Annotated in this window: 16 protein-coding genes; 9 read left to right on the top strand and 7 right to left on the bottom strand. The window is 58.8% G+C overall.

Annotated features, from left to right (window positions below):
* Positions 1-81 precede the first annotated feature (81 nt).
* The 4 genes from QCE73_RS18700 to QCE73_RS18685 all read right to left on the bottom strand — a co-directional run bounded on the left by QCE73_RS18700 (position 82) and on the right by QCE73_RS18685 (position 3,098).
* Positions 82-339, bottom strand: coding sequence for a hypothetical protein (locus QCE73_RS18700; RefSeq protein WP_187606882.1), 258 nt, complete (start codon positions 337-339; stop codon positions 82-84).
* A gap of 42 nt (positions 340-381) precedes the next feature.
* Positions 382-639, bottom strand: coding sequence for a hypothetical protein (locus QCE73_RS18695; RefSeq protein WP_035511876.1), 258 nt, complete (start codon positions 637-639; stop codon positions 382-384).
* A gap of 44 nt (positions 640-683) precedes the next feature.
* Positions 684-941, bottom strand: coding sequence for a hypothetical protein (locus tag QCE73_RS18690; RefSeq protein WP_309882954.1), 258 nt, complete (start codon positions 939-941; stop codon positions 684-686).
* A 330-nt stretch (positions 942-1,271) separates the two neighbouring features.
* A complete protein-coding gene (locus QCE73_RS18685) occupies positions 1,272-3,098 on the bottom strand; it encodes an alpha/beta fold hydrolase (RefSeq protein WP_309882953.1) in 1,827 nt (608 codons plus the stop codon).
* Between the two features lie 457 nt (positions 3,099-3,555).
* Between QCE73_RS18685 and QCE73_RS18680 the strand changes: the two genes are divergently transcribed.
* The 6 genes from QCE73_RS18680 (at position 3,556) to QCE73_RS18655 (ending at position 8,226) form a co-directional block, all read left to right on the top strand.
* Entirely contained in the window at positions 3,556-4,629 is a 1,074-nt protein-coding gene (locus QCE73_RS18680) for a M4 family metallopeptidase (RefSeq protein WP_309882952.1), read from the top strand.
* A gap of 95 nt (positions 4,630-4,724) precedes the next feature.
* A complete protein-coding gene (locus tag QCE73_RS18675; protein ID WP_309882951.1) occupies positions 4,725-5,027 on the top strand; it encodes a protealysin inhibitor emfourin in 303 nt (100 codons plus the stop codon).
* Positions 5,028-5,475: 448 nt separating this feature from the next.
* Complete coding sequence (locus tag QCE73_RS18670; protein WP_309882949.1) at positions 5,476-6,240, top strand: helix-turn-helix transcriptional regulator; 765 nt, start codon at positions 5,476-5,478, stop codon at positions 6,238-6,240.
* A gap of 217 nt (positions 6,241-6,457) precedes the next feature.
* Complete coding sequence (locus tag QCE73_RS18665; protein WP_309882947.1) at positions 6,458-7,144, top strand: response regulator transcription factor; 687 nt, start codon at positions 6,458-6,460, stop codon at positions 7,142-7,144.
* Between the two features lie 80 nt (positions 7,145-7,224).
* Positions 7,225-7,551 (top strand): HdeA/HdeB family chaperone, encoded by a 327-nt coding sequence (locus QCE73_RS18660; RefSeq protein WP_309882946.1) that lies wholly within the window; start codon positions 7,225-7,227, stop codon positions 7,549-7,551.
* Between the two features lie 234 nt (positions 7,552-7,785).
* Positions 7,786-8,226, top strand: coding sequence for a cupin domain-containing protein (locus QCE73_RS18655; protein WP_035508847.1), 441 nt, complete (start codon positions 7,786-7,788; stop codon positions 8,224-8,226).
* Positions 8,227-8,236: 10 nt separating this feature from the next.
* Here the strand turns inward: QCE73_RS18655 and QCE73_RS18650 are convergent, their stop codons facing one another.
* On the bottom strand, positions 8,237-8,605 hold the full coding sequence (locus QCE73_RS18650; RefSeq protein ID WP_309882944.1) for a DUF2784 domain-containing protein: 369 nt from the start codon (positions 8,603-8,605) through the stop codon (positions 8,237-8,239).
* Positions 8,606-8,786: 181 nt separating this feature from the next.
* Between QCE73_RS18650 and QCE73_RS18645 the strand changes: the two genes are divergently transcribed.
* The 3 genes from QCE73_RS18645 to QCE73_RS18635 all read left to right on the top strand — a co-directional run bounded on the left by QCE73_RS18645 (position 8,787) and on the right by QCE73_RS18635 (position 12,520).
* On the top strand, positions 8,787-9,743 hold the full coding sequence (locus QCE73_RS18645) for a GlxA family transcriptional regulator (RefSeq protein WP_309882942.1): 957 nt from the start codon (positions 8,787-8,789) through the stop codon (positions 9,741-9,743).
* A gap of 142 nt (positions 9,744-9,885) precedes the next feature.
* Entirely contained in the window at positions 9,886-11,097 is a 1,212-nt protein-coding gene (locus tag QCE73_RS18640) for a M24 family metallopeptidase (protein ID WP_309882940.1), read from the top strand.
* Between the two features lie 79 nt (positions 11,098-11,176).
* Positions 11,177-12,520 (top strand): MFS transporter, encoded by a 1,344-nt coding sequence (locus QCE73_RS18635; RefSeq protein WP_309882939.1) that lies wholly within the window; start codon positions 11,177-11,179, stop codon positions 12,518-12,520.
* 33 nt (positions 12,521-12,553) lie between these two features.
* Here the strand turns inward: QCE73_RS18635 and QCE73_RS18630 are convergent, their stop codons facing one another.
* Both QCE73_RS18630 and QCE73_RS18625 read right to left on the bottom strand, forming a co-directional pair.
* Positions 12,554-13,495: a hypothetical protein gene (locus QCE73_RS18630; RefSeq protein ID WP_309882937.1), complete on the bottom strand. Its 942-nt coding sequence runs from the start codon at positions 13,493-13,495 to the stop codon at positions 12,554-12,556.
* Positions 13,496-13,544: 49 nt separating this feature from the next.
* Positions 13,545-15,362, bottom strand: coding sequence for a right-handed parallel beta-helix repeat-containing protein (locus tag QCE73_RS18625; RefSeq protein WP_309882936.1), 1,818 nt, complete (start codon positions 15,360-15,362; stop codon positions 13,545-13,547).
* Positions 15,363-15,385 lie beyond the last annotated feature (23 nt).

Here is a 15,385-nt window from a genome sequence, read left to right as displayed (position 1 = left end):
CTGTAAATCGATAACGAAGCGGAAATGCGAAGAGAGGGAGAAGGAAACGTCGTGGTTCCTTCTCCCTTCGAGGGTCGATGCTTACACCTTCACGCCGCCGAGCAGGCTGCCGACCGCGTCGAGCGACTTCGTGACGTTGGTCAGATCGACGTTCGTGTGCGTCGAAGCATCCACTTGCGTCACCGGGGCGACGTTGGTTTGCGGGCTGGCGAAGGCGAAGCCGCTCACCGAGTTGTAGTTGACGCCGTTGTTCTGGAAGATGCTCGCGCCGCCGACGATAGCGCCCATTTCAGCGCGGCCGAGTTCTTTGCTCACTGCGAGGTTGTCGATCTTCAACATGATGTCTCTCCTGATAACTTGAATGAATGATTGAGTGAGGCGTTAGACCTTCACGCCGCCGAGCAGGCTGCCGACCGCGTCGAGCGACTTCGTGACGTTGGTCAGATCGACGTTCGTGTGCGTCGATGCATCGACTTGCGTCACAGGAGCGACGTTGGTTTGCGGGCTGGCGAAGGCGAAGCCGCTGATCGAGTTGGCGTTGATGCCGTTGTTCTGGAAGATGCTTGCGCCGCCGACGATGGCGCCCATTTCGGCACGGCCAAGTTCTTTGCTCACTGCGAGGTTGTCGATCTTCAACATGATGGTTCTCCGGATGAGTGTGTGGTTTGAGATGAGATGGGCTATCAGACCGCGACGCCGCCGATCAGGCTGCCGATCGACGAGAGCGACTTGGTGATGTTCTTCACGTCGACGTCGGTGTGTTGCGAGGCATCGACCTGCGTCACCGGCGCGACGTTGGTCTGCGGGCTGGCGAAAGCAAAGCCGCTGATGGAGTTGGCGTTGATGCCGTTGTTCTGGAAGATGCTTGCGCCGCCGACGATGGCGCCCATTTCAGCGCGGCCGAGTTCTTTGCTCACTGCGAGGTTGTCGATCTTCAACATGATGGTTCTCCTGGACTGGGTGGGTTGGTTGAGCATTAATCGTTGCGCTCGCAGCTACATATGCGAGGGCTGTGCCAGGAGGGACTAGAAGATCTGTTCGGTTAATCTAACAGGCTGATAAGGCTAGAGAAATTTCAGCGCCAACGCGACTTCGCATCGATTCGACACCGGAGATTAGGTGTCGACGTGTCGGCTGTCTAAAAACAGATCGGGGATGTGTGTTGGTGTCGGACGAACATCGTCGCGAACCGAGGCGTCTTGTCTTCGATACGGACCCGCGCCCGCCATAAGCGGGCGGCGTTCCGTATCGAAGACGACGTAGGGATCAACTCAAAGTTGCTGAGATACGCCGAGCGGCGCAATGGCTTCCATCACCGGCGCGCTCGCCGGTTGCAGATCGCGAATGAAGGTCTCGGACAACGCAATCACGCTGGCCAGCGCGCGCGTGTCGTAGAGCGCGTGATCGACATCCCTGCAAACAGCGGCCTTCACTCTCGTCGTTCGTGAGAGCTTCTTCCCGTGCCTGCCGAAATGGGCGTTGAGCTGGTCGAGCCCTTCGTCACCCGCGCCGTACACGAGCAGCGTGCGCACGCCCTTGCGTTCGAGCGCGTGAACGACGCTGTGCGGATCGGTCAGCGCGTGATTGCCGCCGGTATGCACCTCTTTCTTGCGGGTCACACCGAGCATCTGCGATTGCAGCCGCGCCGCGGCATTCGATGCAAACGCCTTGACGATCGGCTTGAGCCTGCGTTGACCGCTCAGCACGAGCCACCATTTCTTCGGCTTCAGGATGGCCGGCCCGAGACGCGCCATCGTGTTGCGCCGCTGGTTCCTGAGTTCTTGCAGCGTCAGCCGCTCGGGGATGTAGAAGCGCTGCAGATTCACGGCGATCACGGCCGCGATAGCAGGCTCGACGAGCGAAGCGCGCAACGCGCTATACGCCCCCGAGCAGATTCCGAACGCGACGACGTTATCGTAGCCCTTGCGCTTGAGCCATGCGCCCGCCGTCGCCACATCTTCGATCGTGCTTTCCGCATGGATCGATGCGGTCGTGTCCAGCGTTCCATCCGGCGAGCGCGCGGGGCTATCGCCGATGCCGCGCGCGTCGAAGCGCAACGATGCAATGCCGCGTTGCGCCATTTCCCGCGCGATGCGCACGGACAAACGGCTGTCGCCCTGATGCACGCTCCCCGCCGTATTGGTGATGACGATCACGGGTCCGCCCGCGAGCCTGTCGCGCGGCTCGCATAAGATGCCGAAGAGTCCGGCCGCGCCGAAGATCACCGGGCGTTCGATGGCTTCAGGCGTCTCGATGATCGCATCGTCGCTCATGCTCGGCCGCGACGCCTTTCTCATGCGGTCCGGCAGGGCATCGCCGAGTTCGTCTTCGGCCATGCTTTGCGCTATCCATTGCGCGGTCCGCTTGAGCGTCTTTTCCGGCAAGGTAGACGATGCAGTCTCCTGCATGAATTCGAAATAGTCGTCGAAGCTTTCCGCTTGCACTTCGACGCCTCGATCGCGCAACGCAGTGCATAGCGACTGGCTCGCGCCGGGCCGTAGATCGGCCACGAACACGCGCTTGGGCATCGCGCGATGCCGGCTTATGGACTTGCCGAGATCGAGCGTGCCAAGGCGGCTGCGGAACGCTTCGCTATAGACTTGCCCGAGCACATGAAAGGGCGAATCGATCTGTCCGGCGCGCACGTCCATGGGAAGATTCTCGACCCACGTCTTTCGCAGAGCCGTCAATTCGCGCAGATAGTGACGCCCGTTGATCACGGGTGCGAGCAGCGCGAGCGAATCCACCAGCGGATGTTGCGATGCCAGCGCCGCCAATGTCCCGCCAAGCCGCAAGCCGCATAACGTGACCTTGGTGACGCCTGCGTCATGCCGCAAACGTTCGATCGCCGCGCCGATATCCGCGACAAAGTCGTCGAGCCGATCGCTTTCGTGATCGATGCCGACTGAATCGCCCGTTGCGAGATAGTCGAAACGCAGGACCGGAATATCACGCCGTGAAAGCTCCTCGGCGAGATAGCGCATGGCCTTGTGTCCCCACGCCTCTTCGTGTCCGAAGGGATTGCACAGCACGACGCCGTGGCTTCCCTGACCGACATGAAGCCACCCGAAACGGCCTCCGAAAACGATCGGCGTCATGCGTCGCCTCCGCTTTCGAAATTACCGACGCATGCACGCATCTTTCGGTAAAACGCGACGCTGGCAACGTCACGCATCCCTAAGCCGCTTAATTCTTTAGTAAGGTCGCGCATTTTCTTGAGTTTCTCATTGCACGTTTTGCAAGGATTTAACATCCTTTCGATTCCTCAGTTCGGTGCGGTGGCCAACAAATTGATGATTTGGGTAAACCTTTAGTGCGCAGTAACACGTTCGGCAGCCAGATTCCGTTCTCGATGGCCCGCACGGGAGCTTGGACACTTCAATCGCTTTCGATCGAAACCTTAGTACGCCTATATTCGATTCGAATAACCCGCATGAAGCGGTTCACGAGAACGCGTTCGGTAAAAGCGCCCGCATTGACTAATCGATGCCATCGTCTAGATTCTTCGTCGTAGCCGCGTCACCAATCCAACTCGTTTTGAAAAAGGACAGGATCATGTGCAATCAACTGAAGCCGGGACGTCCTCATTCGATCTACTGCATTCTGCCGCCGCATATGCTGGAGAACATCGCAAAACATGGTGATGCGAAGCAGCGCGAGATTGCCATCGACACCTTGTCGAAGGACCACACGATGCGGCATTTCCGCGCGGTACAGGCAGCGCTCGCACCGCGCCACGCCGCGCCGATGCCCACGGCCGCGACACCGTCGGCAAACAGGACCATCTATACGGCGAACCATACGGAGACGCTGCCGGGTACGGTCGTTCGCGCTGAAGGCGGCAAGCCCGTGAAAGACGAGGCCGTCGACGAGGCCTACGACGGGCTCGGCGCGACCTTCGAGTTCTATCTCGAAGTGTTCCATCGCAATTCGATCGACGATGCCGGCTTACCGCTCACCGGCACGGTTCATTTCGGAACCGACTACGACAACGCGTTCTGGAATTCACAGCAGATGGTCTTCGGCGATGGCGACGGTGAACTCTTTAACCGCTTTACGATAGCGCTGGATGTTATCGGTCATGAGTTGACGCATGGCGTGACGGAGCACACGGCCAGCCTTAACTACATGACGCAGGCGGGTGCGTTGAACGAGTCGGTGTCGGATGTATTCGGTTCGCTTATCAAGCAATATGCGCTCAAACAAACGGCCGACAAGGCAGACTGGCTCATCGGAGCAGGATTGCTCGCCAAGGGCGTTAAGGGCGTCGCGTTGCGCTCGATGAAAGATCCCGGCACTGCCTACGACGATCCGCGCCTCGGCAAGGATCCGCAACCGGACAACATGAGCCACTACGTTCGCACGACGCAGGACAACGGCGGCGTGCATATCAATTCGGGCATTCCAAACAAGGCTTTCTGCGTGGCGGCGCTCGAAATCGGCGGACATGCGTGGGAGAAAGCGGGACGAATCTGGTATGAGACCCTGACCGACTCGCATCTCAAGCCGACGGCGACCTTCAAGACGTTCGCGAAGCTCACGCTTTCGACCGCGAGCAGGCTTTATGGCGCGAGCAGCGCGGAGTCGGCGGCGGTGAAGAAAGGATGGACCGAAGTCGGTGTATTGTGACGAGTGCATGGGTCCGTCTGCTTGCAGGACTCTATATCGGCGCGATACTGCTCTGCATGGGCTGCGCCTCGCATCAATCGTCACGGGAGCCTTCGATGCATGCGGAACTGACGACCGATGGCGGATTCGCTGCGATTCCAGGACTTGCACGGCCGGTCGTTCTGGACGAACACGATCTGTCGCCGGAAGACGGCGCCGAATTCGCTCGCCTCGTCGCCGCAGCGCGTGACGAGGCGAGCGCGCCGGGTCCGCGTGCCGCGAAGGCGGTGCCGGACGGCCGCACGTATCGAATCAACATCGATGGCGGCGACGCACTACGGCTCCAGGCAGCGGACCCATCCATTCCTCCCGCTTTCGCTGCCTTGATGAATTTCGTGAAGGGGCATGGTCATCGTTGAGGAGCAGTCTTCGGCTGACGCTGCGCGACGCAACGTGCAATGCATCGCAGGGCGCGCTGCTTTATGTTGCACGACGCGCATTAGATCAAAAGCGACAAGCCATACTGAACGTTCGTTCGACTTTTCCGCAGTGCGTCACGGCACGCATGATCGTTTGGTTGCAGATCAAGAAATTGTGCCGAAATCGTCGCGAATCACAGGCTAAAACGACAAGACGACCTACGTCGAGCTTCCTAACATAGCGCCACTCGAATCACTGGTATTCAAGTGGGCTTACAAGCTTGCAATTGGATATTCATTCGATTGCGCGAACGACACGACTTAAATCAGCGGTGAATCATCGCCCAAATAATGTTCGCGCCCGGTGCCTTCCAGCGCTCAGAAGGCAACCTTGCTCCTGGCTTCTTGAGCGCGATCCGAGCATCGTTTTCAAGGCATGAGCATCCGTATGAATCCGCGAGACTTTGCAGATGTCCTTCCTTTCTCCAACTGTGTACGCGCGGCAGGAACCGGCGATTTCGGCGATAGCCTGATCAACGCGCTGGCCGGCATCGTCGAGATCGAGCATTGCGTGATCGTCAATGTCAAGCCGCGTCACGCGGAGATATCGGCGCTTGCCAGTCGGCGCTCTCGTGGTGTCGCCACGCGCCTCACCGAAGCTTATGTAGGCGGCCGCTATCGTGAGGATCCGCTGGTGCGCGAGTTCGCTTGCGCCGAAGCAATGGCAGCGACACGTCCCGTCATGCCCACCGTTCGTTCGATGATGCTGAATCGCGAGTCGAACGCCGAATACTACGAGCGGTTCTTCATCGAGCCAGGCATTGCGGACAAGCTTTCGGTGATCGCGCCCGGACCCGGCTACACGGCGTTTCTCAGCGTCTATCGGTCTACGGCGATGGGGTGCTTCACCGACCGCGATAAAGCCTGCGTCGCCGCCTTCGCGGATTTTCTCGCCGCGCTCGCCTCCACACACGCGAGACTGAGCGCGACGCCGAACGTGCCGCGCGAAGTCTCGATCAAATGGCACACGGCGCTGTCGGAGCGCGAGCGATCCGTCGCGAAACTTCTGGGGCAGGGCGAGACCGCGAAAACCGTGGGCGCGATGCTCGCGCTTTCTCCGGCGAGCGTCATTACCTACAAACAGCGGGCGCTGGCGAAGCTCGGCATCGGCACGCAGCGCGAACTCGTTGCACTGACTGCTTTGCTCGGCTAGCGGGCGAATGATTGTTGTCCTGTTTCGTGAGGACAGACATGCGATCGCTCCGACTCTAAACTGCACTAGCTCGACTGATCATCGTTGAACCGAATCGGTCGGAAAGAACTGCCGGAACACCATCCATATCGATTCGGAGTCCGTAATAAACGCCAGAGACGGTGTGCCTGCATTTTTCAACGAACTGCGACGAACAATTTCCACAAGAAGGGACATCATGCGCGTGTTACTGGTTGAAGACGATCTGCAAATGGGGCAGGCCCTGTTCCGGGCCTTGAAGAACGACGGCTACCGGGTCGACTGGGTCCGCGAGGCGCGGGCGGGCCGTCTCGCCATCGACGCAGCCTATTACGCGGTGGTATTGCTCGACCTCGGTTTGTTGTGCGGCGGCGGTCTCGAATTGCTGAGGGCATCGAGGGAATCGGGCAACAAGGTGCCGATGCTGACATTCACCGCATGCAACGACCCGGAGACGCGCGTGCGCAGTTTGGACGTGGGCGCGGACGATTGCGTGCTCAAACCTTTCGATGTTCGCGAAGTGCTGGCGCGCATTCGCGCGGTTCTGCGTCGTCAGGCTGGCTATGCGACATCGTGCATCGGCAATGAAGAACTGAGCCTTGATCTCGACCGCCGCACGCTCTGGCGCGAGGGAGTCGCGTCGCCCTTGTCCGCGCGGGAATTCGCGTTGATGCACGCGCTTCTCGAACGGCCCGAGGCAATTCTTTCCCGCGCACAACTCGAAGAACGCATCTATGGCTGGGGCAACGAAGTCGAAAGCAATGCGCTCGACGTGCTGATCCACTCGATGCGCAAACGCTTCGGGCGCGCACTGATTCGCAATGTGCGCGGTATCGGCTGGACGCTGCTGGGCTCCGGCCATGTACGCGCAGCGCAGCCCGCCTGAATAATTCTCGGCTAACTCTGCATTACTAAGATGTGCTTGCAGTTTGAAGAAACCCCAATCATCCAACAAAGGAATGTCTTATGAAGCCTGCCAAAATTCTGCTTGCCCTGATCTGTGTTTGCGCCGCCGGCGCCGCCAGCGCGAAGGAAATAAAAGTCGCCCCCGCGAAAATGACGTGTGCGGATTTCGTGCAGGTCGATGAGGCGTATCAACCTGCGCTCGTCTACTGGGTAGCCGGCGTCGACAAGCTCGGCGTGAAGGAAACGGAGACCACGGTGATCGATACGGCGCAGCCGGTGGGCACGACGGTCGCGGAAGCGTGCAAGCTGGATCCCAAGACGAAGTTCGTGTCGAAGGTCCGTTCGATGATCAAGGCAAATCAGATCGCGCTCTTCGATCATCACTGAGAACGCCCGCGCGGTTTTGTCATACAAGGCACACGTTTTCCGTTTGCGATTGCTCAAGACGCGGTATGATCAATAAACATTACAGAATGTAATGTGATCGCTGAACGAATTTCTTGCGAATTTGTCTGCACATAGACGACACATCAGGCGATGCAAAGCACTGGTGGATACGCAAGGCACAGCAGCCTCTCGCTTTGTTCATGACCGATCATCAGCAACCGTAAAGGAGCCTTCATGACAACGCCCGTTTTCGAGTCCGTGCGTCTGGATGACGTATTGCTCGAACCAGATCCGATCGACCCGGCATGGGTCCTCGAAGGAAGTCCAGTCGCGCGCAGCGGCAGGTGGTCTCAAAGTCTCGACACCACGACAACTTCCTGGGTCTGGGATTGCACCGCCGGCCGCTTCAACTGGTACTTCGAAGAAGACGAAACGATCTATGTAATCGAAGGCGAAGTCATCATCACCGCCGAAGGCCAGGAACCGCGGACATTGCGCGCGGGACACGCAGCGTTGTTCTACGCGGGTACGCGCTCCGAGTGGCACGTTCCCCGGTATGTGCGCAAGCATGCGATCCTGCGTCCGCATATCACGAAGCCGGTATTGCTCGCCCTCAAGGTGAGCCGCAAGCTCCAGGGCAAACCGGACGGCTATCTTCCACGCACGACGGTCTGAATCGGATCCGTCACGAGCCTGGCGGAATGCGGCGCCACGTCATCACCACAGCGAGGAAGAAAACGACGTAGGCGAGCGTGAATACCGAAACCGGTAAATCGAAATAAAGACAGGCGCCGACCCAGCGCTGCACGAACCCTTGCGCGCCCGTCTCCCCGGCGCGCAACTGATCTTCCAGAACGGTGAGCGGGCAGGGAAGTCCGACGACGGCGAGCGTCGCGACGATACCGATAGCCGCGATGTGCGCCCTCCGAAACGCGCGGTTTCGAGCCCACTTGCGTTTCGTTGCGGCGCCCACCCAGATAGCGATCAATCCGCCGACGATGAAAAGCACGATCAGCGCGTGCAGCACGAGAATCGCGTTGGCAAGCCAGATCATTTTCGAATAGCGGTTCGTTTCTCGCTATGAGTGGCAGCGTTTGAGCCTCTGATCTTATCCCATGCGAATAGCCTTCTATAAAATGGAGCGATATTGAGTCACGCGATAAGTAATGCCTCTAATGCCATCCACGACCAATTTCGCTAGAACGACAAGGCAAGCGCATCCTCGCATGCACGACATGCGTGTCATGCGAATCGGCTTTCTGCTTCTGGAAAACTTCTCGCTGATCGCGCTCGGCACGGCTGTCGATCCGTTGCGCATTGCCAATATGCTCGTCGAGCGCGTGGTCTACGAGTACACGCTGATCGGCGCGAATGGCGACGTCGTGCGGTCGAGCGACGGCATTCGCGTAATCCCCGATGTCTCGATGCCGGAGGCGGGCGACTTCGACGCGGTGTTCGTCGTCGGACCGAATCCGATTCCACGCAAGGGCATTGGCGCGATCATGGACTGGCTCCGCTTGCAGGCGCGTCGCGGCAGTGCGCTCGGTGGTCTCGATACCGGCAGCTATTTTCTCGCGCGCGCGGGCCTGCTCAACGGATATCGCTGCACGATTCACTGGGAGGACCAGGACACGCTGCTGGAGCAGTTTCCGAAGCTTACCGTGTCGAATCGGCTCTACGAGGTGGATCGTGATCGATACACATGTAGCGGCGGTGTCGCGCCGCTCGATCTGATGGTGCATTTGCTTGCGCTTCCACCGGGCACTCCCGCACTCGCGGCGCGCGTGCTCGAATTGCTCGTCGCGGAGAGGCGCGGTCATGAAGAGCGGCAGGTGACGTCGCTCAGGCAATACATCGGCGATGCGCACGCGAAACTCGACGAAGCATTGCAGGTCATGGAAAGCAATATCGAAGAGACGCTCAGCATCGCGGAAATTGCGACATTCGTGAAGGTTTCCCAACGTCAACTCGAGCGATGGTTTCAGGAGCGCTTCGACAAGACACCGGCGCAGGCTTACCTCGAAATACGCCTTCTGCGCGCGCGTCAGTTGCTCTATAGAACCGCGCGCACGCTCGAAGAAGTTTGCGCGCGAACCGGCTTCACATCGCTCACTCATTTCTCTACGCGCTACAAGGCTCAGTTCGGCATCTCGCCGATAGCCGATCGCCGGCGGTATCAAAAGTCCCTTTGAAGGCGGCGTAGACACGCGCCGTTCGTGGTTAACCCTCGATGTCGAAAATGAGAATTTTGACGTCGAATCAGGAAATATTCGAAACCACCACGCTCCTACCATTCACTCACACCGACGGACTTTTCACCCAGGAGCTGAGTGCATGAAAATGGAGAACCTCATCCGCATCGAGAACGGCGATAAAGCGAAGCACACGTTCTCCGACGCCGAATACACGAATCGCTACGGCAGGCTGCGCGAACTGATGGCCCGCGAACACATCGACGCTGTCCTGTTCACGTCGTATCACAACATCAACTACTACGCTGACTTCCTGTATTGCTCGTTCGGGCGCAAATACGGTCTTGTCGTGACGCCGAAGAAAGCCGTGTCGATTTCAGCGAACATCGACGGCGGCCAACCGTGGCGCCGCACCGTGGGCGACTACAACGTCGTTTATACGGACTGGCAACGCGATAACTTTTTCCGCGCCGTGCAAGGAGAAATCGAAAACAAGGGACGCGTGGGTGTCGAGTTCGATCAGCTTCCGGTCGAGATGTTATCGAAGCTGAAGGCCGCGCTGCCATCGGTCGAATTCGTCGATATCGGCGTGCAGACGATGCGCATGCGCATGATCAAGTCGGCGGAAGAAATCGATGTCATCAAGCACGGCGCGAATGTGTGCGATGCCGGCGGCGCGGCGCTCGCACAGGCCGTTCACGAAGGCGTGCCCGAGCACGAAGTGGCGCTTGCATCGACGCAGGCGATGGTGCGCGAAATCGCCCGCCGCTTTCCCGATTCGGAACTGATGGATACCTGGACCTGGTTTCAATCCGGCATCAACACGGACGGCGCGCACAATCCCGTCACCACGCGCAAGGTCGAAAAAGGCGACATCCTCAGCCTCAATTGCTTTTCGATGATCGCCGGATATTACACGGCGCTCGAACGCACGATGTTCTTCGATCACTGCTCCGACGCTCATCTGCGCCTGTGGAAGATCAACGTCGAGGTCCATGAGGCGGGGCTCGAACTCATCAAGCCGGGCGCGCGATGCTGCGATATCGCAAACGAGCTCAACAAGATTTACGCCGAATACGGCGTACTGCAATACCGCACCTTCGGATACGGTCATTCGTTCGGCGTGCTTTCGCATCACTACGGACGCGAAGCGGGGCTCGAACTGCGCGAAGACATCGACACGGTGCTCGAACCGAACATGGTCGTCTCGATGGAGCCGATGATCATGCTGCCGCAAGGCCTGCCCGGTGCGGGCGGCTATCGCGAACACGACATCCTCGTCGTCGGCGAGAAGGGCGCGACCAACATCACGGGCTTCCATTACGGACCCGAGCACAACATCATCGCTGCCTGAGCGGGCAATGCACGAACCGGCGACGGTGTCGTCGCCGGACCGCACGAAGCAATCGCATCATCACGTCCGGAGACATTCGATGAACACGGAAAGAGCGGTAACCGCGCAGGTTGCGTTGCCCGAGGCGTTGGATAAGGGAAGCACGCAAGTCGATCCGAAGCTATTGAAGCGTGCCGCCTGCGCGAGCTTCATCGGCAATTTCGTCGAGTGGTTCGACTATGCATCTTATGGCTATCTGGCGACGATCATCGCCGTCGTGTTCTTCCCGAAGACCGACGGCGCGACCGGTTTGCTCGCCGCCTACGGCGTGTTCGCGATCTCGTTCATCGTGCGGCCGATCGGCGGCATCGTGTGGGGCCACGTCGGCGACAGGATAGGCAGACGCACTTCACTGTCTTTGTCGATTCTCATCATGTCGTGCTCGACTTTCGTGATCGCGCTGTTGCCGACCTATGCGCAGGTCGGCATGCTCGCGCCGGTTCTGCTGCTTCTGGTGCGCGTAGTGCAGGGCTTCTCTGCTTCGGGTGAATATGCGGGTGCGGCCGCATTTCTCGCCGAATATGCGCCGGACAAGCGGCGCGGCTTCTATACGAGCATTGTTCCGGCCAGCACGGCTGCGGGTCTTTTGTTCGGTTCGATTCTTGTCGCGCTCATGCATGTCGCGCTCACGAGCGAACAATTGCACTCCTTCGGCTGGCGTCTGCCGTTTCTGCTGGCCGCGCCGTTTGGTCTGATCGGGCGGTATATCCGCGTCAAGCTGGAAGATACGCCGCGCTTCAAGGCTATGGAGCGGAATCATCATGGCGCGCAGACGCCGATAGCCGAATTGCTGTCGAAGCATCGTGGGCGGATGCTGATTGCTTTCGGCGTGACCTGCCTCAACGCAGTGGCGTTTTATCTGGTGCTGAGCTATATGCCGACGTATCTCTCTACCGAGATGGGGATGAGCGAGACGGCCTCGTTCATGGCGGCGACCATTTCTCTTGCGACGTATATCGGCCTGATCTTCGTAATGGGCGCAATATCCGATCGCGTGGGACGCAAGTCGATGCTTATCGGCGCATCGATTCTGTTCTCCGTATTGACGGTGCCGCTTTTCAAGGGCCTGGCGGGCGCGAGCTTCGCGATGATCGTCGCGATCCAGATTGCGTTCGGCGCGCTGCTCACGATGAACGACGGCACGTTGCCATGCTTTTTGTCGGAGATCTTCCCGACTCGTGTGCGTTATAGCGGCTTCGCATTCTGCTTCAATGCGGCGAATGCGCTCTTCGGAGGCACGGCGCCGCTCGTCGCGACATGGCTCATCGGCGTCACGGGCAACCGGCTGGCTCCGGCGTGGTATCTCGTGGCGGCAGCGGGTGTCGCGCTCGTTGCGATGCTCGCAAGCCGCGAGACTTCGAATGCGCCGCTGGCGGATGAGTGACGGCGGCGAGAAGCGTAGGCGATAGTCCGGCTACTACCAGTTCCTGGACGAAATAAAGGACTTCAACTGTGTGGCGACGATGCCGTATCCGGCATCGTTGAGATGGACCGTGTCAGAGCGTAGTGAAGTCGGCGGGATATTGTTCATATGGTCCATGACATCCTGAGGGAGGTTCGGATCGTACGAATTGACCAGCACAGTCTCGATATCGACGAAATTGTCGGGATATGCCGCTTTCAACTCGGCATTGATCTGGTCGATATGTTGCGCGCCAAGGATGCCGGCATACTCGTAGCTATACTCGCCCTTTATGACCGACAGTACGGCAAAACGCGCGCTGGAAGGCTTGAGCCACTGCACGATAGCTTTGACATCGGCGACGACGGCTGCCACGTCGTCGTAGTTGTTTCGACCGACCCATATGATGGCAGTCCATGCATCATAGCCTTCCGAATCGGCGAGAAACGCAGAAGCGGGAGAACACGGGACGGCCTGGCCGGATGCGTCACGCGTGAATGTGTAGATCTCGCTCGTGGAAGGCGGACCACCGACGGCCGTACGTTGCAGCACCCCGTGAATCGAACAGAGGCTTCCGGATTTGCTGCGGGCGGTGTCGTCGGCGGGTGTCGATAGCAGATCGATAGACAAGCTGGCGACACTGACCGCAGTGGTGCTCGCCGGGACAGCGTTTCCGTCGAGCGTCAGTGCCGACGGTAGCGCGCCGATCCGCGATGCTATCTGCGTCGATGTCTGACCTCCAATGCCGAGATTCGCATATGGCCTGTCATTCAACATGCCAGAAAGCACAGCAGGATATCCACCATTACTCGATCCGACGCCTTCCGTCAGGCTATCGCCGATAGCAACCAGACTCGATGAAGACGTCGTGGGCGCCTTGACGGCCTGTGCAACGTCTGATGAAGAAGACCCGCCGCCGCAAGCGTTCAGCAAAAGACCGGCGGAGATCGCTGCCATGAGTGACTGCGCACGGTTCATCGTCTTTCCCTGGTTTGTCGGTGTTACTTCAATTGGTGCATGTGTTGCCGCTGGCGAATTCAGGGCAGCCGCTGCGCACCATCGTGTTATTTTGGAAAACGTTGTATTTCGGCGCTCCCACGTTGTCGATCAGTATGTCTTTGAGATGCAGATACTTGCTATAGACACTTCCGGTATACGGGACGGCCTCCAACCCGCGCATAAAAGGCCCGTCGGGATCACGGACCGCAGCCGCCTGCCATGTGAGACCCCGGTCATCTATCTCGATCGCCGGATTGCTATCGATGAATACATTGTCGGAAATTACGTTGTCTCTGCCACCGCCCACAAAGACTGCGTGGGTAACGCGCACGAACTCGTTCGCCAAAACATACGTTCCGCTGATTTGATCGTCGAGATAAACGCCTCGCACATCCCGGGAAGGTGCTCCAATGTCATGGAGATGGTTATCGCGTATTACATTGCCGCGTTGAGTCCAGTCCTGACCCATGTAGACAGCGCCGGCGTCGCTCGAGTCCTGAACCACGTTGTAGATTTCATTGGACGCGAGCGTATGGTCGTTGCCCTCCAGTTTGACGGCCATATGCGGCGCATCGTGAATGCGGTTTCCGCTTGCGATGTTTCCAACGCCCGACAATTGAATTCCCGGCCGATACGTATAGTTCCAAAGGCTGTAGTTGTAGATATCGCTACCGGAGACAGTTGACTCGCCAGGTGCCAGGCTCGTTCGATCTCCCGCTGTGATGTACACCCCGCCGTCGCCGACATCGTGGATGCTGCAATTCGTAACCTGGATTCGGTTCCCCGTTGCGTCGATGGCGCGTCCACCGATGTTGTGAATCGTCGAGTTGACCACGCGGATGTTATCCGAATTCGTGACGAGGATTGCCGGGCCACGCGACAATTCGAAATTCAGGCCGTTCAGTTCAACGTCGCTTGCGCCGTCCACTGTCATCAACGATTCGGCATACGATATCTCAGTGCCCGACATATCGTTGGACGGCGGCCAGAAGAGAATACGCCGGCCCTTGACATCCAGGACCCAATCACCCGGGGCCGTCAGTTGAGAGGGAACATTCTCAAGGAAAAATCGTCCGCCGATCTGGGTTGGAATAGACGGCGCCGCGCCGAGCACGATACGGCTCCCGCTGCTGTTTGCTGCAACCACCGGCAGTGCCTCCATGGCCCAGTCATAGGAAAAGTAGCCCGCCGCAAACAGGGTTATCTCACTTGTGAATCGACCGGGAGGCGTGGGCGTGACATAGACCGTGTCGGGCTCGCCCGCATTCGCGGAAGTGATGGTCGCATAGTCAGTCCGCGGCCAGCGCGCCAGGCGCATTCGCGTGCCTTTGAAGTAGAGGTCCGTGTTCGCCACGGTGGCAGGATTGTTCCAGCCATGAGCCTCCAAATCATGAAGTCCGGAAGGGCTTGCGGAGAAATCGAAGACGCGAATAGCCGACCTCGAAGCAGGCGGAACGTCAGCTACCTCGCCCGACTTCAGAGCGCGTGATTGAGTAAGCTCTTTACCGCCGCTGATTCGTACCGCGCCAGCATTGATGGCATAGATTCGCAAAGGAGGGAGCGGTGATCCCGAGGCATTCTGCGCGATCCGGATGGGCGCCGAAATCCGATATACGCCGTCCATGACCGCAATGGACACAGTCGCTGGCGCTTTGGAGTCGTAATACTGACTTGCTCTTTTTATCGCTTCTCCGATATCCGCGAGCGGGCCGCTCGATGTGCCAAGTGCGGTGCTTAAGCCAGAAGACTTATTGTTCCCGTGCTCCGCGACATACAGCGTCGTACCGTAGCCGTGTCTTCCACTCAACAGGAAAAGTGAAAGCATCAGCCATCTCATGCATGACCGGA

The sequence above is a fragment of the Caballeronia sp. LZ029 genome (genome assembly GCF_031451275.1).
In the GTDB taxonomy this organism is placed as follows: Bacteria; Pseudomonadota; Gammaproteobacteria; order Burkholderiales; family Burkholderiaceae; genus Caballeronia; species Caballeronia jiangsuensis.
This window is presented reverse-complemented; position numbering and strand designations above follow the sequence as displayed.

Coding starts and splice junctions, on each gene's coding strand:
- QCE73_RS18700 (WP_187606882.1), bottom strand. CDS start 339: ATGTTGAAGATCGACAACCTCGCAGTGAGCAAAGAACTCGGCCGCGCT.
- QCE73_RS18695 (WP_035511876.1), bottom strand. CDS start 639: ATGTTGAAGATCGACAACCTCGCAGTGAGCAAAGAACTTGGCCGTGCC.
- QCE73_RS18690 (WP_309882954.1), bottom strand. CDS start 941: ATGTTGAAGATCGACAACCTCGCAGTGAGCAAAGAACTCGGCCGCGCT.
- QCE73_RS18685 (WP_309882953.1), bottom strand. CDS start 3,098: ATGACGCCGATCGTTTTCGGAGGCCGTTTCGGGTGGCTTCATGTCGGT.
- QCE73_RS18680 (WP_309882952.1), top strand. CDS start 3,556: ATGTGCAATCAACTGAAGCCGGGACGTCCTCATTCGATCTACTGCATT.
- QCE73_RS18675 (WP_309882951.1), top strand. CDS start 4,725: ATGCATGCGGAACTGACGACCGATGGCGGATTCGCTGCGATTCCAGGA.
- QCE73_RS18670 (WP_309882949.1), top strand. CDS start 5,476: ATGAATCCGCGAGACTTTGCAGATGTCCTTCCTTTCTCCAACTGTGTA.
- QCE73_RS18665 (WP_309882947.1), top strand. CDS start 6,458: ATGCGCGTGTTACTGGTTGAAGACGATCTGCAAATGGGGCAGGCCCTG.
- QCE73_RS18660 (WP_309882946.1), top strand. CDS start 7,225: ATGAAGCCTGCCAAAATTCTGCTTGCCCTGATCTGTGTTTGCGCCGCC.
- QCE73_RS18655 (WP_035508847.1), top strand. CDS start 7,786: ATGACAACGCCCGTTTTCGAGTCCGTGCGTCTGGATGACGTATTGCTC.
- QCE73_RS18650 (WP_309882944.1), bottom strand. CDS start 8,605: ATGATCTGGCTTGCCAACGCGATTCTCGTGCTGCACGCGCTGATCGTG.
- QCE73_RS18645 (WP_309882942.1), top strand. CDS start 8,787: ATGCGTGTCATGCGAATCGGCTTTCTGCTTCTGGAAAACTTCTCGCTG.
- QCE73_RS18640 (WP_309882940.1), top strand. CDS start 9,886: ATGAAAATGGAGAACCTCATCCGCATCGAGAACGGCGATAAAGCGAAG.
- QCE73_RS18635 (WP_309882939.1), top strand. CDS start 11,177: ATGAACACGGAAAGAGCGGTAACCGCGCAGGTTGCGTTGCCCGAGGCG.
- QCE73_RS18630 (WP_309882937.1), bottom strand. CDS start 13,495: ATGGCAGCGATCTCCGCCGGTCTTTTGCTGAACGCTTGCGGCGGCGGG.
- QCE73_RS18625 (WP_309882936.1), bottom strand. CDS start 15,362: ATGCTTTCACTTTTCCTGTTGAGTGGAAGACACGGCTACGGTACGACG.